The following is a 20,632-nucleotide window of genomic DNA, read 5'->3' as shown; positions in this document are numbered from 1 at the left end:
AAACTCCTTATTTCAGCGCGTTCTGCACAATATCATGCGCCCGGGCCAACAACTGCGCCTCAGCCTGCAACGACTCCGCAGGCTGGCCAAGCACCTCCGCAACCTGGCGGCGCACCTGATCCGGGGACACCTCCGGCTGCCGCGGATCCCGCGGCTTCGGCGCTACCACCACGCCTCCAATACACGCCGCGCATGCTCCCCATCGGGGCGCACCTCGCTGACCAAACCCTCCTGCGTGCCGCGCGCCCACACCTCCGCAACCGCCGTCCGAAGCGCCTGCATCGGCGTGGATTGGGCATTACCGCCGCGCACATGCAACACCCCATCGGCGGCCAACTCCGCCACGAAACCACCCTGCGCGCTCGGCGCCAACGAATCAGCCGGCTGCAATAAATCCAACATCGTCTCCGCAAGATACGTCGCGCGCTGCGTCACCGGGGCGTTCAACACGGCATAATGCCCGCTCACGCCGGTGAGCACCTGAAACGCGTCCATACCCGCGGCAACGGCGCCAGCAATATCCGTATCCAGCCGATCCCCAACCGCCAACGGACGCTGCGCGCCCGCCCGCGCCGCGGCGGAATGAAACATCATCGACTTCGGCTTACCCGCCGACTCCGGGGTCACGCCAGTAGCATTCACCACCGCCGCAACCATCGAACCATTCCCCACGGCCAGTCCGCGCTCCTGAGGCAAGGTGGAATCCAGGTTGCTCGCATAATACTGCGCACCGGCATGAATCGCCATCGACGCCTCCGAAAGCTGCGCCCAACCCGTCTCCGGATTATGGCCCTGCAACACCGCCACCGGCTGATCATCCGCCGAATGCACCACCTGGAAACCCGCCTCCAGCGCGAGCTGCTGGAACGACGGCGTGCCCAAAATCAACAACTTGGAACCCGCCGGAATATTCTCCGCGGCCATCTCAATGGCCGCCTGGGCGGAAGTGAACACCTGCGACGGCTGCGTGGCCAACCCAATACCCGAAAGCTGTTGCGCAACTACCGACGGGGCTTTCGAAGCATTATTTGTGATGTAAAACAACGGCAGCTTGGTGGCCAACACACCCTCAACTGCGCCGGGAATGGGGCGACCGCCCTCCCAAACGGTTCCATCAAGATCCAGCAGGAGGCAATCGTAATCACTCGCAACAGTCATAACTCCACAGTTTAGTGGAGCGGCCGAAACGCACAGCGTTAACCCAATTTTTCGAGCTCCGCAATGCGCTCCTGGGCGTCCAAAAAACCCTCTTCATCCGCATTCTTAGCATGGCCAAACCACACCTTTGCGTCCGCCGGGCGACCCGCCGCAACCAACGCATCCGCATACGCATAAAACAACCGAGACGCCGTCATCCCCTTCCGCGTCGGCTCAAACAACACACGCTGCAACTCCGCCACCGCAGCATCATGATGGCCCAAATCCTGGCGAGCGCCAGCGGCGACAATCGCGAGCTCCACACGGCCAGCCTCATCAAGACCGGCAGCATCCTCAGTGCGAATAAACTCAAGCGCCTTCTCAGGGCGGCCCAAACCCCGCTCACAATCCGCCATCACAGCCAACAAACCCGGGCCACCACTCATCCGGCGCGCCGCACGCAACTCCGCCAGCGCCTCCTTCCACTCGCCCGCATGATAAGCCGCAATGCCACAAGTCTCACGAACCACCGCGACGCGCCCCGCCCGATCCTTCGCAGCACGCGCATGAGCAAGCGCCAACTGCGGATCCTCCTCCATCAACACCGCAGCCATCACCATATGGCGGCCCACCATATCCGCATTATCGCGAGCCAAACTCTTCAAATCCTGCAAAATACTAGGATCAAGATCCCGCGCCGTCACATCATCCGGCAATGTCGGCTCCTGCTGGCGCTTCTGAATCCGCTCCTCGCGGAAACCCGGACGCTGCGGGCCACGGAACTGACCATCCTTACGGCCCGCACCCGCCCGCTGCGAATGACGGCGATCATCGCGGCGGTCATCGCGGCGGGCATCATCCCGATAACGACGAGGCTGGCCGTCACGGCGATCACCGCCATCGCTGCGGTAACCCCCGCTGCGGCGATCGTCGCGACGTCGATAATCATCGCGCTCATTCCTGGAACGGTCACCGCGATAGCCGCCGCCTGAGCCTCGATAGTTCCGCGAACTACCAGAACGATCCGAGCGATCCGAGCGGGAGAAATTATCAGACATTCGTGCCAGGGAGCCTTCCATACCGAAAATAAACAACACCCGCAGCAACAAACACCGAGGGAGCGCAACCTATAAAGTCACTCAATACTACCCCGTATTGAGCACAATGTGTGACTCGAAGAAAAAGCAAAACACCGCCGGAGAATCACAACCCAGACGTATCCGTAGCACACACGCGAAGCCTGTGGCCATCAGGATCAGCCGCAACGAAAGTATAACCAAACTCCAAGGTCGTAGGCTCAAGGACTATCGCAAACCCAAGCTCCGACCACTCGCGAAACAGCTGATCAACCTCCTGCGCAGTGGCGTAACTCATAGAAAGCTCGACGCTGCCGGGCGCGCCGACAGCCGGTGGGTCAATCTCCGAACGAGTTTGGAGACCTAAGGTTAGTTGGTCGTTGAGGGAAAACAACGCGAAATCTTCGAAAATCTCGACGGGTTCTTTGGCGAGAGCAGCGCGGTAAAAAGCAATACTAGAATCCACATCCGCTACATACAGTATTACGCTTGAAGGCTGAAACACGGCCATCCAAAACTCCTAGAGGTCTTGAAATGAGCAAACTTAAGGAAAGTCTACTGGAATTCGTGGTTTAGGGCGGGTTGTGGTTCGGTGGCTGGTATGTCGAGTCTGCCTGGGCAAGGGCTTTTGGTGGCCCGTTGGACTGTTGATCGGGGTGGGTGCGGCCGGCCGCAGGGTGGTGTGCGATCCGCACTTGGCGGCGGCATCAGGGCTTGCCAACACGGGTTGTGGTGCGGCAGGTACCGACTGTTGTCCGATCACTGAGTCTGCTCAGGCAGATGTGACGGGCCGCTTCTGCATTTTTGGGGAAATGCCGCCGTTTCTCAGCCTGCGTGTCGGATCTGCCTGGGCGAGATGTGCGCAGGCGAGGTCGAGACGCCGACAAGCCTCGGCGACCTGCGGAAGCGGTGTGTCGGATCTGCCTCGGCAAGGGTTATGGCGGCCTGTTGAATCACGTACGATCATCGTTCCTAGGCTGTTGATCTGGTGATCGGGGCGTATGCGGCCGGTCCAAAGGTGGTGTGCGATCCAAACCCGGCGGCGGCACGTCACCTGTTTGATGCGCTAGGGCTCATGCGTAGATTGACGAACTGCGGGCGATCGTTGGGGCTGTCCAGGCAAATATGACACAGGCAAATATGACACGCCTTGTCTGAATCTTGGGGTGAATCTTGGGGACGTGCTGCCATTCGGCGACCTCCGTGTTGAATCTGCCTGGGCGGGGTGCGTGTGGGCGAGATTGCGGCGGCGACAAGCTGCGGCGACCTGGGGAAATAATGTTTGCGGGGTGGGGGTGTGGATCTGCCTGAGGCAGATCTGCCATGGGCGTTTTGGCGACCTGGGGAAATGCCGCCGATTGAGAAGCGGTGTGTCGGATCTGCCTGAGGCGGATGTGACGTGTCGTTTTTTGAGTTTTGGGGAAGCGACGCGGCGCGGTGGTTGGTGTGTCGGGTTTGCGTGGGTGCGGCCCCCTACCGCGCCCTGATTCCTGTTGTGTTTTTGTGTTTGTGTTGCTTTGGTGGGTGTAGACGTGAAAAACGGCCCGGTTGGTGTGTCCGGGCCGTTTGTGTTTGGTTTTGGGTGTCGGCGGTGTCCTACTCTCCCACACACTGCCGTGTGCAGTACCATTGGCGCTGGTGGGCTTAGCTTCCGGGTTCGGGATGGGTCCGGGCGTTTCCCCGCCGCTGTTGCCACCGACAAGTTTTTTTGTTTGGTTTTTGGGGTGGTGTTGGTGGTGGATACTGTGTAGTGGACGCGTGGTGGTTGTTGGTGTTCGGTGGATTAGTACCGGTCATCTGAGCACCTTGCGGTGCGTGCAATTCCGGCCTATCGACCCCATGTTCTGTGGGGCACCTGGTTGATGAAACGTTATCTTGGAAGGGGCTTCCCGCTTAGATGCTTTCAGCGGTTATCCCGTCCGTACGTAGCTAACCAGCCGTGCCACGGGCGTGACAACTGGCGCACTAGAGGTACGTCCGTCCCGGTCCTCTCGTACTAGGGACAGCGTTCCGCACGTTTCTGCGCGCGCGGCGGATAGAGACCGAACTGTCTCACGACGTTCTAAACCCAGCTCGCGTGCCGCTTTAATGGGCGAACAGCCCAACCCTTGGGACCTACTCCAGCCCCAGGATGCGACGAGCCGACATCGAGGTGCCAAACCATCCCGTCGATATGGACTCTTGGGGAAGATCAGCCTGTTATCCCCGGGGTACCTTTTATCCGTTGAGCGACACCGCTTCCACAAGCCGGTGCCGGATCACTAGTCCCTACTTTCGTATCTGCTTGACGTGTCAGTCTCGCAGTGAAGCTTCCTTGTGCACTTACACTCTGCCACCTGATTGCCAACCAGGCTGAGGAAACCTTTGGGCGCCTCCGTTACTCTTTGGGAGGCAACCGCCCCAGTTAAACTACCCACCAGGCACTGTCCCTGACCCGGATCACGGGCCGAGGTTGAAGATACCCAATACGATCAGAGTGGTATTTCAACTTGCGACTCCCACACCACTGGCGTGGCGTGTTCACAGTCTCCCACCTATCCTACACAAACCGTATCGAATATCAATACCAAGCTATAGTGAAGGTCCCGGGGTCTTTTCGTCCTGCCGCGCGTAACGAGCATCTTTACTCGTAGTGCAATTTCGCCGGGTCTGTGGTTGAGACAGCAGGGAAGTCGTTACGCCATTCGTGCAGGTCGGAACTTACCCGACAAGGAATTTCGCTACCTTAGGATGGTTATAGTTACCACCGCCGTTTACTGGGGCTTAAATTCTCCGCTTCGCTTGACGCTCACGGGTCCTCTTAACCTTCCAGCACCGGGCAGGCGTCAGTCCGTATACCTCGACTTATCGTCTTCGCACGGACCTGTGTTTTTAGTAAACAGTCGCTTCCCTCTATTCTCTGCGGCCTGGCCACGCGCACCCACCGCCAAGGGTGGGCCACCCAACCAGGCCCCCCTTCTCCCGAAGTTACGGGGGCATTTTGCCGAGTTCCTTAACCACAGTTCTCCCGATCGCCTTAGTATTCTCTACCTGACCACCTGTGTCGGTTTGGGGTACGGGCCGCACATGCACTCACTAGAGGCTTTTCTCGGCAGCAGAGGATCATCAACATCCCCAACAAGTTGGGTACGCATCACGTCTCACCCATACCTGTGTGGCGGATTTGCCTACCACACGGGCTACACGCTTACACCACAATCCAATCAGTGGCTTGACTACCTTCCTGCGTCACCCCATCGCTTGGCTACTACCAGCTCAGATCCCACGCAACCACAAGCCACACACACCACCAACCACAAAAGCTGGCAGCACACATAACCTAGGCCGGGTGGTTAGTATCACTGATTCACCATGGGCGCACACATGCGGGTACGGGAATATCAACCCGTTATCCATCGACTACGCCTGTCGGCCTCGCCTTAGGTCCCGACTCACCCTGGGAAGATGAACTTGACCCAGGAACCCTTGGTCATCCGGCGGACGAGTTTCCCACTCGTCATTCGCTACTCATGCCTGCATTCTCACTCGCATCCACTCCACCACACGATCACTCGGCAGCTTCCACGCAAACACGACGCTCCCCTACCCACCAACCCCAACAAGGGCCGGTGCCGCGGCTTCGGCGGTGTACTTGAGCCCCACTGAATTGTCGGCGCAGAACCACTCGACCAGTGAGCTATTACGCACTCTTTCAAGGATGGCTGCTTCTAAGCCAACCTCCTGGCTGTCTTCGCGATCCCACATCCTTTTCCACTTAGTACACGCTTCGGGGCCTTAGCCGGCGATCTGGGCTGTTTCCCTCTCGACTACGAAGCTTATCCCCCGCAGTCTCACTGCTACGCTCTCACCTTGCCGGCATTCGGAGTTTGGCTGGCATCGCTAAGATGATAGTCCCGCATCAACCATCCAGTCGCTCTACCTCCAGCAAGAAACACGCAACGCTGCACCTAAATGCATTTCGGGGAGAACCAGCTATCACGGAGTTTGATTGGCCTTTCACCCCTACCCACAACTCATCCCCTCAGTTTTCAACCTAAGTGGGTTCGCGCCTCCACAGCGTCTTACCGCTGCTTCACACTGGCCATGGGTAGATCACTCCGCTTCGGGTCCAGAACATGCCACTGACACACCCTATTAGGATTCGCTTTCGCTACGGCTACCACACACACGCGTTAACCTCGCGACATGCCGCTGACTCGCAGGCTCATTCTTCAAAAGGCACGCCATCACACACCCCACCCACAACGGGCAGACCATGCTCTGACGGCTTGTAGGCACACGGTTTCAGGTACTCTTTCACTCCCCTCCCGGGGTACTTTTCACCATTCCCTCACGGTACTACTCCGCTATCGGTCACACTGAGTATTCAGGCTTACCGGGTGGTCCCGGCAGATTCACAGCAGATTCCACGAGCCCACTGCTACTCGGGAATACGATCAAGCACAACACGCCACATTTTCAGGTACGGGACTCTCACCCACTCCGGCAGACCATTCCAAGCCACTTCCCCTAACACAACGCACCACACCACAAGCACGGCAGCACTTGCAACAACCGCATCCCACAACCCCACACACGCAACCCCTGCCGAGTCTCACACGCGCATGGTTTAGCCAACATCCACGTTCGCTCGCCACTACTAGCGGAATCACACATTGTTTTCTCTTCCTACGGGTACTAAGATGTTTCACTTCCCCGCGTCACCACCACACCAGCTATTTCATTCACCAGCAGGCGACCATGCACAACCATGGCCAGGTTACCCCATTCGGACACCCTCGGATCAACGCTCAATTGACAACTCCCCGAGGCTTAACGCAGCCTTTCACGTCCTTCATCGGCTCAGCATACCAAGGCATCCACCGTGTGCCCTTCCAACACAACAACACACACAAACAATAAAGATGCTCGCGTCCACTATACAGTTCCACAAACAACACCAAAACAACCACAACACACACCCCAACCAACCCAACAAACACATCAGATCAATCAGAACATGCAAACCGTGCCTGCCCCAGACACCCAACAGCGCGCCACGAATGCCCCATCATCATCAACCAACCACAACCATCAAGTAGTAACCAACAATTTGGAAGTCCACCTGGAAAAAACAAAAACAAAACAGTGCTGCACACATTTCCAGCGGCCACCACCTACAGCAACCACCACACACAGCACCACACAAAAACTCCTTAGAAAGGAGGTGATCCAGCCGCACCTTCCGGTACGGCTACCTTGTTACGACTTCGTCCCAATCGCCAATCCCACCTTCGACCACTCCCCCCAGCAAACACTGGTTAGGCCATGGGCTTCGGGTGTTACCAACTTTCATGACGTGACGGGCGGTGTGTACAAGGCCCGGGAACGTATTCACCGCAGCATTGCTGATCTGCGATTACTAGCGACTCCGACTTCATGGGGTCGAGTTGCAGACCCCAATCCGAACTGAGGCCGGCTTTCAAAGGGATTCGCTCCACCTCACGGTCTCGCAACCCACTGTACCGACCATTGTAGCATGTGTGAAGCCCTGGACATAAGGGGCATGATGATTTGACGTCATCCCCACCTTCCTCCGAGTTGACCCCGGCAGTCTCTCATGAGTCCCCACCATCACGTGCTGGCAACATAAGACAAGGGTTGCGCTCGTTGCGGGACTTAACCCAACATCTCACGACACGAGCTGACGACAGCCATGCAGCACCTGTATCTAGATTCCCGAAGGCACCAATTCATCTCTGAAAAGTTTCTAGTATGTCAAGAGTAGGTAAGGTTCTTCGCGTTGCATCGAATTAAACCACATGCTCCACCGCTTGTGCGGGCCCCCGTCAATTCATTTGAGTTTTAACCTTGCGGCCGTACTCCCCAGGCGGTCTACTTAAATCGCGTTAGCTGCTACCCACTAGGTCTAAATCCCCCAACGGCTAGTAGACAGCGTTTACGGTGTGGACTACCAGGGTATCTAATCCTGTTCGCTACCCACACTTTCGCACATGAGCGTCAGTCTTTGGCCAGGGAGTCGCCTTCGCCACTGATGTTCCTTCTGATATCTACGCATTTCACCGCTACACCAGAAATTCCAGTCTCCCCTACAGCACTCAAGTTATGCCCGTATCGCCTGCACGCCCGAAGTTAAGCCCCGGAATTTCACAGACGACGCGACAAACCACCTACGAGCTCTTTACGCCCAGTAATTCCGGACAACGCTCGCACCCTACGTATTACCGCGGCTGCTGGCACGTAGTTAGCCGGTGCTTCTTCTCCAGGTACCGTCACCAAAAAAGCTTCGTCCCCAGCGAAAGAGGTTTACAACCCGAAGGCCGTCATCCCTCACGCGGCGTCGCTGCATCAGGCTTGCGCCCATTGTGCAATATTCCCCACTGCTGCCTCCCGCAGGAGTCTGGGCCGTATCTCAGTCCCAATGTGGCCGTACACCCTCTCAGGCCGGCTACCCGTCGACGCCTTGGTAGGCCATTACCCCACCAACAAGCTGATAGGCCGCAAGCTCATCCCACACCAGCTACCAAAAAGAAGCCTTTCCACCATGACACACAAAAGCATGGTCCTATCCAGTATTAGACCCAGTTTCCCAGGCTTATCCCAAAGTGCAGGGCAGATCACCCACGTGTTACTCACCCGTTCGCCACTCGAGCACCCCAACCAAAGCCAGGGCCTTTCCGTACGACTTGCATGTGTTAAGCACGCCGCCAGCGTTCGTCCTGAGCCAGGATCAAACTCTCCACAAAAACAAAATCAGCCCTATGAAAAGCCAAACCCCAACAAAAAAACAAACAACCAACAAAACAATCAGTTGTCCAAAAAAACAAAAACAAAACAGTTGAAAAACCAATCCCAACCATCCCACTGCGACCAGCCCAAAGCCAGCTCACGAAGCACAAACCCCGCCAGCAACCAAACCAACCACAACAAAACAGCCACAACCAGCCAACAACAACAAAACAAACATGACACACTATCGAGTTCTCAAACAACACAGCCAAGCTAACGTCTCGCCCTTGTTTCTCTTAGGGCGACCGCTGAGCTGACTCGATTAAATCTACACACAAGCTTAAAGCTTGACAAATCCCCAGGTAAAACCATGTTTTCTAAGCGCTGAAACGCAACAACCCCGCATCCCAGTGGCGATAAAACGCGCAGTGGGAGGCGGGGCGTCGATAAGCGCCTTAAGAGCGGATAAGCGCGCCGGCGAAGTTTTTCTTACCTCGCCGCAGCACCAGCCACTCCCCGTGGAGCAGGTCCGCGGCGGCCGGCTGCCACTCCTCGCTGGTAATGCGAACATTGTTCACGTAAATGCCGCCCTCCTTGATGGAACGGCGGGCCGCGCCCCGGGAATCCGCCAAGCCCGTGGCCACCACCAAGTCGATGATTCCGCACGGTTGTTCGGGGGCGATTTCTGCGACAGTAGTTTCGGAAAGCGCACCGGCGAGCGTCGCGGCGTCGAGATCCGCGAGCTCCGCTTTGCCGAACAACGCCTGCGCGGCAAGCTCCACGGCCTCCGTCGCCTCCGCCCCATGCACCAACGTGGTGAGCTCGCGGGCGAGACGGCGCTGGGCCTGGCGCTGATGCGGACGCTCCGCAACCTCCACCTCGTACTCGGCGATTTCCTCCTGCGTGAGGAAGGTGAACCACCGAAGGTAATCGATAACCACCGAGTCACCTGCATTAATAAAGTACTGGTACCAGGAGTACGGGCTGGTTAGCTCGGGGTCCAGCCACAGCTTGCCGCCGCCGGTAGACTTGCCAAACTTCTGCCCCTCCGCGTCCGTAACCAGCGGAACGGTCAGGGCGTGGGTGCGCTTCTGATCCATGCGGCGGTTCAGGTCCACCCCGGAGACGATATTGCCCCACTGATCGCCGCCGCCGATCTGCAGCACGCAATCGTACTCACGTTGCAGGTGAACGGAGTCGAATGCCTGTAGCAACATATAGGAAAACTCGGTGTAGGAAATGCCGTCGCTTTCCAGCCGGCGCTTCACCGTGTCCCGGTCCAGCATGGTGTTCAGCGAGAAATTCTTGCCCACGTCGCGCAGAAATTCGATCACGCTCATGCTGCCGATCCAGTCCGCGTTATTGACCATGATCGCGCGGCCGTCGGAGTAATCGATAAAACGCCGAATCTGCCCTTGGATTGATTCGACATTATGTGCGATTTCTTCGTGGCTCAGCATGGAGCGCTCGCCCACGTCGCGCGGATCGCCGATCATGCCCGTCGCGCCGCCCGCCAACGTAATGGTACGGTGGCCCGCGTCCTGGAACCGCTTCAGCATGATCAACGGCACCAAATGCCCGGCATGCAGCGACGCCCCGGTCGGGTCGAAGCCGCAGTACAAGGTGATGGGCTGCTCCGTTGCTTCCCGCAGCGCGTCGAGATCGGTGGATTGGTTAATCAGCCCACGCCACGTGAGCTCATCGATAATATTCATTACCATGCCTTAGAAAATGAGTTCGGTTCAGGAGTTGGCGGCGGGATCCGCAGGCCATGCGAAAGCTTCGTCGATCAGCATGACGGGGATGCCATCGTCGATGCGATAGGCGATACCCAGCCGCTCGTTGACAAGCACCTGCTCGTCCTCGAGATATCGTAACGGCCCGTGATCCTGCGGGCAGGCTAGTACTTCCAACAACTGGGGGTCGATACTCATGCTTGGTAATTGTAGCCGGTCACCGCGCCGTCGCTGACCTCGCCTCCGCGCTCGCCTGTCCGCCCATCGCAGCGCTCGGCTCCGCGCGGCGGAATTGCGGATGCGCCCATACGTACAAACAGCTCCCTGCGATTAGCACAATGATTCCAATGAACGGAATGCTGTGATTCCACCCGTACAACGACGTAGCCAGCACCGGCGCAATGGCATAGGTGGCGCCATTGTTCGCGCTGATCAGGCCGGCCAGCCCGCCTTGCTCCCGCAGGTCAAGCTCCAATGTCGGCCCCGTGTTGTACCCAGTCATCGCCATGCCAAGCCCGGCGCCGAGCCCAACCGTGGCCACCGCGAGCAGCGCGTAGGAATCCATCGGCCACAGGCAAATCACGGAAACGAGCAGCACAAGGAGCCCAACGCGAAGCAACCTGCGCGCGGGCCAGCGCAGCTTGGGCACCACGCCGCCTTGTACCGCCGCCATCACCACCGCCATGGTCACCATATAGATCGCCGTAACGCTAGCGGTCTCGTCCGGGCCCAGCGAGAACCGATCCTGGACGGTAAATCCAAACAGGGTTTGCACCGCGGAAAACACAAGGAAGATGCAAAAACCGCTCACCAAGTAAGGGAACACACGTTTGTCAAAGTAAGAAATTGCGGCAGGTTGTTCGATGAGCTGATTCACCGGCTGCGGCTTAAACGTGGCGGCAAACACGCCGATCGTGATCAGCACCATAAGCGGCATGGCCACCAGCGGAAGCATGAGCCCGCCGAGCGCGGCCAAAACCCCGCCGAGGATGCCGCCGCAGATTGCGGAAATGCCCTGCGCGGCGCCGAGCCCGCCCATCATGCGCACACGTTCGGGTTCCGTATCGGCGTGCCCCACGAGATATGCCTGCGCGGTAGGCGTCACCGCGGAAATCGAAACTCCGTACAAAAGGCCGCGCGTGATCAGCACGCCAAAGACAAGGGATATGCCTTGCCACATGCCGCGCATGCCCAGATAGGAGGTAATGGCAAACAGGGCCAGCGCCACAAACGAACCTATGAGCGATACGACGAGCACCCGCTTGACGCCGTGGCGTTGCGACGCCCTGCCCCAAAAGGGGCTGCTCAGCGCCAGCATGACAGCGCTCAACGAGATTGTGGCCCCGATGTGCCAGTCCTGCAGCCCCATCTGGCGGGACAGCGGCGCAATGATCGGGTTGAGCAGCATCTGCCCCATGAACGCCAGAAACACGGTCATGAGGATGGGCCGCAGCTGCGGGTTTCCCCGCCCGGCATCGCCGCTGGTAGCGGCGCCTTCAGCTTCCGTAGGCAGCATAGACTTACCTTTCTAGATCACTGTTCTGTTAAGCCAAAATTAGAACAGCGATCTAGTGGTTGTCAATAGCCGCTAGACTGGAGCAATGAGCACTCACCGCGGACGAACATCGAAACGAGCGGGCCTCAGCACCGAACGGATTACCGCCAAGGCCGTCGAACTCACCGAACAGCATGGCCTAGACGGGTGGTCCATCCGCAATATCGCAAAGACGCTCGACGTGGCGCCCTCCGTGATTTACCACTACTTCCCCAAAAAAGACGAGCTTTGCGACGCCGTGGTTAACGCCGTTACCGCTTCCGTCCCCCTCCCCGACGACGACCTCGATTGGAAAGCGTGGTTTACTGCACTCTTGCAAAACTACTATCCCGTGTATGTGCGGTATCACGGGATCACGGATCGCCTATCCCGCGGCGTGTTTTCGGAGGCTTTTCTGCCGATAATCGACCGGGCCAGCACAAAACTGCTGGAAGCGGGCTTTGGCGCGATGATGCCGCTCGCCTATTCCATGATTTTCAATGTGGCCAGCTCCACGATTTCCAGCCATAATCACCGCGTGGCCACGCGCCCCGAGGATCGCCAAAGCCTGAGTAGCATGATTGAGCGAATCCGCCCGATGGCCAAGGAATCGGAGGGCGTTACCTACCTACTCAACCAGCTCTACCTACCGCTGCAGGAAGAGCCCGCCGATATCCCGATCAGCAAGCAATACTTCGATCTGACCCTCGAAGTTTTGCTCGATGGCATCGAGCGCACGCTGCTCCCCCGAGCGCAGGGAATTTCCGAACCCCTGATCGCACAAGGCGATGGTGGGTCCGGCCCCGCGTCAGCGGCGTCTGCCAGCTAGCCGCGCACCGGTGTTTCCGCCCAGGCGCGATGCTCGGCCGCGGCCTGTTGCACCCGTTCGCGCTGTTCCGCAACGCGCACCCCGGCGGTACCGCCGCGGGTCGTGCGCGAAGCCACGGAGCCAGCCACGGTAAGCACCTCGCGCACCGCCGGGGTAAGTGTGGCGTGCACACTTGCCAGCTCCTCGTCGGTGAGCTCATCAAGCCCCACGCCGCGAGACTCGGCGATGCGCACGCAGGCACCGGAGGCTTCGTGCGCCACCCGGAACGGCACGCCTTCGCGGACCATCCATTCGGCGAGATCGGTGGCCAGGGTATACCCGGCCGGAGCGAGCTCCAACATACGTTCGGGATGGAAGGTAAGCGTGGAAACCAATCCGGTCATGGCGGGCAGCAATAGACTCAGCTGCGCCACGGAATCAACGATCGGCTCCTTATCTTCCTGAAGGTCGCGGTTGTAGGCCAACGGCTGGGCCTTGAGCGTGGCCAGCAAACCGGCGAGGTTGCCGATCAAGCGCCCCGACTTGCCGCGCGTCAATTCCGCCACATCGGGGTTCTTTTTCTGCGGCATAATCGAACTACCGGTCGACCATGCATCGGCCAAGGTAACGTACCCGAACTCCGGCGTGGACCACGCAATGATTTCTTCCGCGAGCCGCGACATATCCACGCCGATTTGCGCCAGCACGAACGCGGTTTCGGAAGCGAAATCGCGGGAGCTGGTGGCGTCCAGCGAATTATCCGCGGCGGAATCGAAGCCGAGCTCCGCGGCGATCGCCTCTGGGTCCAAGTGCAGCGAGGAACCAGCGAGCGCGCCCGAACCGTATGGGGAAACGGCAAGTCGCTTATCCAAATCACGGAGGCGTTCCAAGTCCCGCAACAGCGGCTGCGCGTGCGCCAACAATTGGTGCGCCAGCAGCACCGGCTGCGCGGCCTGGAAATGGGTCTTGCCCGGCATGATCACCTCCGGGTGGGCCGCCGCCTGCCCCACCAACGCGTCGATCAGGTCGACCACGCCCCCGGCGATATCCCGCACGGCGTCACGAATCCACATTCGAAACAGGCACGCCACCTGGTCGTTGCGGGAACGCCCGGCACGCAACCGGCCCCCTACCTCAGGGCCGACGATTTCGATCAGGCCGCGTTCGAGCGCGCCGTGCACATCCTCGTCGGTGGGTTCCGGGGTAAACTCCCCCGCCGCCACGGCCGCGCCCAAGCGTGTGAGCCCGTCCAGCATAGTCTCGAGGTCGGCCTCGCTCAGCAACCCAGCGCGCCGCAACACCTTCGCATGCGCTTTCGAAGCGAGCACATCGTATGGGGCGAGCACCCAGTCGAAATGGGTGGACACGCTCAAGGCGAACATCGCCTCCGCGGGGCCGCTTGCAAAACGGCCGCCCCACAAGGCTCCCTCGTTGGTTCCGTGGCCCTGCACTAGCGCGCCTCTCGGTCCCGCCGGCAGGCGATCTTCGAGGACAGGCCGTGCAGCTCAACGAACCCGCGAGCCAGGGTCTGATCGAACGTATCGCCGGTGTCATAGGTGGCCAGGTTGAAGTCATACAGCGAGTGCTCGCTGCGGCGACCATTGACCACGACCTTGCCGGCGTGCAGCACCACGCGGATATCACCAGTGACGTTTTCCTGGGTGGAATTGATAAACGCATCCAACGAACGCTTGAGCGGCGCAAACCAGAGGCCGTCGTACACTTCCTCGGACCAGCGGGCGTCGATAAGCCGCTTATAGCGCGCCAGTTCGCGTTCCATGGTGACGTCTTCCAGCGCCTGGTGCGCGGTGATCAGGGTGATGGCGCCGGGCGCTTCGTACACCTCGCGGGACTTGATACCCACCAGGCGGTCCTCGACCATATCCAGCCGGCCGACGCCCTGCGCTCCCGCACGCCTGTTCAATTCTTCGATTGCTTGCAGGACGGTCACGGCGCGGCCGTCGATGGCCACCGGCACGCCGTGTTCAAAGGAAATAATGAGCTCATCGGGGGCGTTGCCCAGCGCGGGATCCTCGGTGTAAGCGTAAAGGTCCTTCGTCGGCGGGTTCCACAGGTCCTCCAGGAACCCGGTTTCCACGGCGCGTCCCCACACGTTTTGGTCAATGGAGAACGGCGACTTTTTCGATTGTTCGATCGGCAGATTTACCTCTTCGGCGAAGGCGATGGCCTTGTCGCGGGTCCAGGCGTAGTCGCGGGCCGGGGCGATGATCTTCAGATCGGGGTGCGTATTTGCGAATCCGACCTCGAAACGAACTTGGTCATTGCCCTTGCCCGTGCACCCGTGTGCGACGTGCGTGCCACCGAACTCTTTTGCGGCTTCCACCAAATGCTTCACAATCAGCGGGCGGGAAATCGCCGACACCAACGGGTATTGCTTCATGTACATGCCGTTGGCTTTGATGGTGGGCAGGCAGTACTCCTCGGCGAATTCGTCCTTCGCATCGACGACGATCGATTCCACCGCGCCGCAGTCCAGGGCACGTTGCCGCACCGACTCCATGTCCTCGCCGCCTTGGCCGAGGTCGAGGGAAACGGCAACCACTTCACCGCCAGTCATCTTGGCCAGATACGGGATTGCCACCGAAGTGTCGAGGCCACCCGAGTACGCGAGTACGACGCGGTCAGTCATGAAAGGAATCTCCTTGCGAACAAAAAACAACGAAAACGTTAACTATTGTATTGTGCCTCATCGTGCGCTAGAACAACCGCACTCCGCAAGCATGTATGAGGGCGCCGCTTATCGACGCCGCGATTATCGCCGCTGAAACAGCTCCGCCAGCTCCGCGCCAGTCAACGGATCCCTGGCGAGTACGAAGATCGTATCGTCTCCGGCGATGGTGCCCACCACCTCGGGTAGCTGCACGCGATCGATATAGCTGGCTAGGTATTGGGCCGCGCCCGGCGGGGTGCGCAGTACCGCGATATTGGCCGAGGCATCCACGCTGACCACAAGGTCATCGAGCATGCGCCGCAGCTTCTCGCGGGGGCCGCGCAGCGTTTCCAAAAGCACGGAATCCCCGGGTCCCACCGTGTAATACGCGCGGCCGGACTCCGGGCGCACCTTCTTGGCGCCCAGCTCATCCAGGTCACGCGAAAGGGTCGCCTGGGTGATATCGATGCCATCGTCAAGCAGCAGTTCCGAAAGCTGCACCTGGCTGGAAACCCGGTATTGCGACAGGATCTCCAAGATGCGTGCTTGCCGTGCCGTGCGGCTTACCGGTTGCGCGGGCGGGGGTTGGCCTTGACCCGAGCCGAGCAGGTCTTTGTCCATGGTTTTGCGTTCCACCTTCTAGTGAGTTGCCTGTTCCGGCTGGTGTTCCAACAGCCAAACCAGCAACGCTTTTTGGGCGTGCAGCCGGTTTTCGGCCTCATCAAACACCACGGATTGGGGGCCGTCGATCACGCTGGCGGTCACCTCGTTGCCACGGTACGCGGGCAAACAGTGCAGGAAGATCGCATCTTTGTTCGCCCGTGCCATGACCTCGTCGTTGACCTGATAAGGCAGCAGCGGCGTGTGGCGATCGACGCCATCGTGCTCCATGCCCATCGAGACCCACGTGTCGGTGATCACCACGTCGGCGCCTGCCACGGCGTCGAGAGACGTGGTCACCGTGATGGTCGCACCGGTTTCTTGGGCGCGCGCCTGCGCCCTCTCCAGATAGGTTGCCGCCGGATGGAAACCTGCGGGCGCAATGATCGCAAGGTCCATGCCCGCGGTGGCAAAGCCAAGCAAGTAGGAATGCGCCATATTGTTCGCGCCATCACCCAGGTACACGGCTTTCTTGCCGCGCAATCCGGCCGCCCCCTCCTCCGCGCACAGATTTTCGATGCAGGTTTGGAGGTCCGCCAGGATTTGGCACGGGTGCAGGTCGTCCGAAAGGCCGTTGATAATGGGCACGGTGGCGGTCTCCGCCATATCGAACAAATTTTGGTGCGCGGTGGTGCGCCACACGATGGCATCCACAAAGCGGCTCAGCACGGCACCGGTATCTTGAATGGTTTCGCCTTTGCCGGTTTGCGTGTTTTTGCTATCCGCCACGATCGGGTGGCCGCCAAGCTGCGTAATGCCGGCTTCGAAGGAGAAGCGGGTCCGCGTGGAGGTCTTATCAAAGAGCACGGCGACACTGCGCGGGCCCTCCAGCGGCCGACGGGAAAACGGGGCGCCCTTGAGTTCGGCGGCAAGGTCAAGCACCTCGGCCTGTTCGGCCGGGGTGAGGTCATCGTCGGCGATAAAGTGCCGGACGTTCGGGGCGTGTGTCATGGGTGTTCTCCTTCGAGTGTGTGCAGCAATTCGGCGATGCGTGCGACGCCTTCGCGCAATTCCACGCCGCTGATCACCAGCGGCGGCGTCAGCCGAATCACTCGTTCGTTCGGGGCGTTGAGGATCACGCCGAAATCAAATCCGCGGGCGACGGCTTGCCGGGCGATCGGCTGCCGCAGCACGGCCCCCAACATCAACCCGCGTCCACGCACCTGTTCGACGCCGGGCACAGCTTCCAGCGCTTCCTTCAACCACGCGCCCTTGGCCGTGACCTCTTGGCAGAAATCATCATCGATGATCTCAAGGACGGTTTCGGCCGCGGCGCAGGCCACGGGGTTACCGCCAAAGGTGGTGCCGTGGGACCCTGGGGTAAAAAGCTTGGCGGCCGGACCGTGTGCGAGGCACGCGCCGATGGGTAGGCCGCCGCCAAGCCCCTTCGCCATGGTGACCACGTCCGGCGTGACCCCTTCGGCCTGGTGGGCGAAAAAGGTGCCGGTGCGGCCGACGCCGGTTTGCACCTCGTCGAAGATAAGGAGAATTCCGTGCGCATCGCACAGCTGCCGCGCCGCAGCAAGGAAACCCTCCGGGGCCGGGATCACCCCGGTTTCCCCCTGGATCGGCTCCAAAACAATAGCGGCCACGTCCTTCGGATTGACCGCCACCAATTTGGCAAGGTAGCCGGCATCGCCGTAGGGGAAGAATTCCACGCCGGTGGGCAGGGGCGCGAAAGGATTGCGCTTGTCCGGTTGGCCCGTGAGCGCCAGCGCGCCCATCGTGCGGCCGTGGAACCCATTGACCGCGGCGAGGATGCGGGATCTGCCGGTAAGACGCGCGATTTTAAAGGCCGCCTCATTGGCCTCAGCCCCGGAATTGCAGAAGAATACGCGGGTGGCGGCGGCAAGCGCGGCGTCGTCACGCGCGAAACGCTGAATAAGTGTGCCCGCCACACTTAGCGCGGGTGCGGAGGCGAAAAGGTTGGAGGTATGTCCCAATTTCGCCGCCTGTTCGGAAATCGAACGCACGAGCGCCGGGTGCCCATAACCAAGGGAATTCACGGCGATGCCGGCGAGCATATCGATATGGGAACGCCCCTGCTCATCGACCACGGTGGCTCCCGAACCGCTGACCAGCGCCAGCGGCGGGGTGCCGTAATTGTCCATCATGCGTTCGGACCATTGGGCTAGCAGATCGCTCATACGCCTAGTCATCCTTTCTAAAGACCATATGTTCGGGATAATCGCCGCGGTTAAAATCGTCCGGCAGGACCATGGTGCCTATGCCACCCTCGGTCAGCAGTTCGAGAAGCACGGAGTGGGCGACGCGGCCGTCGATAATGTGCGCTGCGGAAAGCCCACCGCGCACCGCCTGCAAGCACGCCTCCATTTTCGGAATCATGCCGGAGTCCAATTGCGGCAACAGCGGCGTCAACTCCCCCGCCGTAATCGAAGAAACAAGCGAAGAGCGGTCAGGCCAGTCGGTGTACAGGCCCTCGACATTGGTCAACATCAGCAAACGTTCGGCGCCCAAGGCCACGGCGAGCGCACCGGCCGCAGTATCGGCGTTGATGTTGTACACCTGGCCCTCCGCATCGGGGGCAATCGTGGAAACCACGGGGATGCGCCCGGCGTCGATAATATCCATGAGCGCCGCGGGATTGACCTCGACGATATCGCCCACGAGCCCGATATCGGTGGGCTGACCGTCCACCTCCACGAGGCGCTTGGTGGCGGTAAACAGCCCAGCGTCCTCGCCGGAAGTGCCCACCGCGTACGGACCGTGGGAATTGATCAGCCCCACCAAATCGCGGCCTACCTGCCCAAAGAGCACCATGCGCACGACGTCCATAACCTCCGGCGTGGTCACACGGAAGCCGCCGCGGAACTCGCCCTGCAACCCAAGCCGGGTGAGCATCGCGGAAATCTGCGGGCCTCCGCCGTGCACCACCACGGGCTTCGCGCCGACCGTGCGCAGAAACACCATGTCCGCCGCGAACGCCGCCTTGAGCGTCTCATCCACCATGGCGTTGCCGCCGTATTTCACCACCACGATCTTGTCGCGGAAATATTGCAGCCACGGCAAGGCTTCCGCCAATACGTTCGCGCGAATTTCCGGCCCGATGCCGGCGAGCATTTTATTCATTTTCAACCGCCTTTACGTGGTGTACGCCGAATTGATTTCCACATACGCGTGGGACAGATCGGTGGTGCGCACGGTCGCCTTGCCGGGACCACCCGTACCGAGGTCGATAACCACATCTATGTTCGAGCCGCCGAGGTCCACCTCGCGGGCGTCCGAGGTGCCGCAGGAGCGCTCGCACACCGCGTGCCCATTGAAGCTGACGCTAATGTTTTCCGGATCCATATCCGCCTCCGCCATGCCCACCGCGGCAAGCACCCGGCCCCAGTTCGGATCCGAACCGAACATGGCGCATTTGAACAAGTTGTCGCGTCCAACGGTGCGCGCGGCGGCCGCGGCCATATGGTCGTCGGTGGTGCCGGTGACGGTGATGCTCACCCGTTTGGTCACGCCTTCCGCATCGGATTGCATCAGCGCGCTGAGCTGCTCACACGCCGCGAAAACGGCGCGCGTGAAATCCTCTTCGCTGGGCGTTATTCCGGAGGCGCCGGAGGCCAATAACAGCACGGTGTCATTGGTGGAGGTGCTGCCATCGATATCCAATAAATCAAAAGTTTGTGCGGTGGCCGCGCGGAGCGCCCGGTCCGCTAACGCCGGGGATACCACGGCGTCTGTGGTCAAACACACCAACATGGTGGCCAGCGCGGGTGCCATCATTCCGGCGCCTTTACCCATCCCGCCCACGGACCAGCCATCCCCCGTGACCTGCGTTTCTTTGCTGATGGTATCCGTGGTCATGATCGCCGTGGCGGCGTCCGCGCCATGATCGCCCAAGGCCTCCACCAGCGTATCCACGCCCGCGAGGACCACCGGCATCGGCATTGGCTCGCCGATGATGCCCGTCGAACATACGGCAATATCGGACACGGAAGTATGCAACGCTGCCGCGACCTTATCGGCCATGGCCTGGGCGTCCACATCGCCCTGCTGCCCATTGCAAGCATTCGCATTGCCGGAATTAAATACCACGGCGTGCAGGTTGCCACCCGCTACGTGCGCGCGGGTGAGTTTCACCGGCGAGGCGACCACGCGGTTGCGGGTAAACACACCCGCCGCCACCTGCAGCGGGCCGAGGTTTTGCACCAGGGCCATGTCCGGTTTTCCGGAGGCCTTGATGCCCGCCGTAATGCCCGCGGCCGCAAAGCCTGCGGGGGCGGTCACGCCAGTGTTGCTCATTGCTGATTCCTTTTCCTT

At 60.0% G+C, this 20,632-nt stretch carries 15 protein-coding genes and 3 rRNA genes; 1 reads left to right on the top strand and 17 read right to left on the bottom strand.

The features are described 5' to 3' along the window. Positions 1-7: 7 nt before the first annotated feature. The 10 genes from CCANI_RS06485 to CCANI_RS06440 form a co-directional block, all read right to left on the bottom strand. Positions 8-172, bottom strand: a complete 165-nt coding sequence (locus CCANI_RS06485; RefSeq protein WP_186749985.1) for a hypothetical protein — start codon at positions 170-172, stop codon at positions 8-10. Next, a complete protein-coding gene (locus tag CCANI_RS06480) occupies positions 163-1,158 on the bottom strand; it encodes an HAD-IIA family hydrolase (RefSeq protein ID WP_146323066.1) in 996 nt (331 codons plus the stop codon). Before CCANI_RS06480 ends, CCANI_RS06485 begins: the two co-directional genes overlap by 10 nt. A 38-nt stretch (positions 1,159-1,196) precedes the next feature. Continuing rightward, positions 1,197-2,216 carry a hypothetical protein gene (locus CCANI_RS06475; protein ID WP_425457298.1) on the bottom strand — a complete coding sequence of 340 codons (1,020 nt, stop codon included), beginning with the start codon at positions 2,214-2,216 and terminating at the stop codon, positions 1,197-1,199. Between the two features lie 124 nt (positions 2,217-2,340). Next, positions 2,341-2,724 (bottom strand): VOC family protein, encoded by a 384-nt coding sequence (locus CCANI_RS06470; protein WP_146323064.1) that lies wholly within the window; start codon positions 2,722-2,724, stop codon positions 2,341-2,343. Positions 2,725-3,796: 1,072 nt separating this feature from the next. Beyond that, positions 3,797-3,913 (bottom strand): 5S ribosomal RNA (gene rrf, locus CCANI_RS06465). Between the two features lie 62 nt (positions 3,914-3,975). Further along, positions 3,976-7,100, bottom strand: a 23S ribosomal RNA gene (locus tag CCANI_RS06460). 312 nt (positions 7,101-7,412) lie between these two features. Continuing rightward, a 16S ribosomal RNA gene (locus CCANI_RS06455) occupies positions 7,413-8,959 on the bottom strand. Together the 16S, 23S and 5S rRNA genes form the textbook arrangement of a ribosomal RNA operon. A 438-nt stretch (positions 8,960-9,397) precedes the next feature. Next, positions 9,398-10,657 carry a tyrosine--tRNA ligase gene (gene tyrS / locus CCANI_RS06450; RefSeq protein WP_146325472.1) on the bottom strand — a complete coding sequence of 420 codons (1,260 nt, stop codon included), beginning with the start codon at positions 10,655-10,657 and terminating at the stop codon, positions 9,398-9,400. 27 nt (positions 10,658-10,684) lie between these two features. After that, complete coding sequence (locus tag CCANI_RS06445; protein ID WP_146325473.1) at positions 10,685-10,876, bottom strand: Trm112 family protein; 192 nt, start codon at positions 10,874-10,876, stop codon at positions 10,685-10,687. Positions 10,877-10,895: 19 nt separating this feature from the next. Then, entirely contained in the window at positions 10,896-12,194 is a 1,299-nt protein-coding gene (locus tag CCANI_RS06440; RefSeq protein ID WP_146325474.1) for an MFS transporter, read from the bottom strand. Between the two features lie 85 nt (positions 12,195-12,279). Between CCANI_RS06440 and CCANI_RS06435 the strand changes: the two genes are divergently transcribed. Next, positions 12,280-13,041: a TetR/AcrR family transcriptional regulator gene (locus CCANI_RS06435; protein WP_146325475.1), complete on the top strand. Its 762-nt coding sequence runs from the start codon at positions 12,280-12,282 to the stop codon at positions 13,039-13,041. Here the strand turns inward: CCANI_RS06435 and argH are convergent. From argH to argJ, 7 genes are all read right to left on the bottom strand, one after another. Further along, a complete protein-coding gene (gene argH / locus CCANI_RS06430; protein ID WP_146325476.1) occupies positions 13,038-14,471 on the bottom strand; it encodes an argininosuccinate lyase in 1,434 nt (477 codons plus the stop codon). The two genes, CCANI_RS06435 and argH, sit on opposite strands and share 4 nt — an antisense overlap. Then, entirely contained in the window at positions 14,471-15,670 is a 1,200-nt protein-coding gene (locus CCANI_RS06425) for an argininosuccinate synthase (protein ID WP_146325477.1), read from the bottom strand. The genes argH and CCANI_RS06425 overlap by 1 nt, the downstream gene beginning before the upstream one ends. Positions 15,671-15,793: 123 nt before the next feature. Beyond that, positions 15,794-16,312, bottom strand: a complete 519-nt coding sequence (locus CCANI_RS06420; protein ID WP_146325478.1) for an arginine repressor — start codon at positions 16,310-16,312, stop codon at positions 15,794-15,796. 18 nt (positions 16,313-16,330) lie between these two features. Next, positions 16,331-17,302, bottom strand: a complete 972-nt coding sequence (gene argF, locus CCANI_RS06415) for an ornithine carbamoyltransferase (RefSeq protein ID WP_146325479.1) — start codon at positions 17,300-17,302, stop codon at positions 16,331-16,333. Further along, positions 17,299-18,498, bottom strand: a complete 1,200-nt coding sequence (locus CCANI_RS06410) for an acetylornithine transaminase (protein WP_146325480.1) — start codon at positions 18,496-18,498, stop codon at positions 17,299-17,301. The genes argF and CCANI_RS06410 overlap by 4 nt, the downstream gene beginning before the upstream one ends. 4 nt (positions 18,499-18,502) lie before the next feature. Beyond that, positions 18,503-19,441, bottom strand: a complete 939-nt coding sequence (gene argB / locus CCANI_RS06405) for an acetylglutamate kinase (protein WP_146325481.1) — start codon at positions 19,439-19,441, stop codon at positions 18,503-18,505. 12 nt (positions 19,442-19,453) lie between these two features. After that, a complete protein-coding gene (argJ, locus tag CCANI_RS06400) occupies positions 19,454-20,614 on the bottom strand; it encodes a bifunctional glutamate N-acetyltransferase/amino-acid acetyltransferase ArgJ (RefSeq protein ID WP_146325482.1) in 1,161 nt (386 codons plus the stop codon). Positions 20,615-20,632 lie beyond the last annotated feature (18 nt).

This window comes from Corynebacterium canis, from assembly GCF_030408595.1.
Classification (GTDB): domain Bacteria; phylum Actinomycetota; class Actinomycetes; order Mycobacteriales; family Mycobacteriaceae; genus Corynebacterium; species Corynebacterium canis.
The sequence above is the reverse complement of the archived record's forward strand: the minus strand, read 5'-3'. Positions and strand labels throughout refer to the sequence as shown.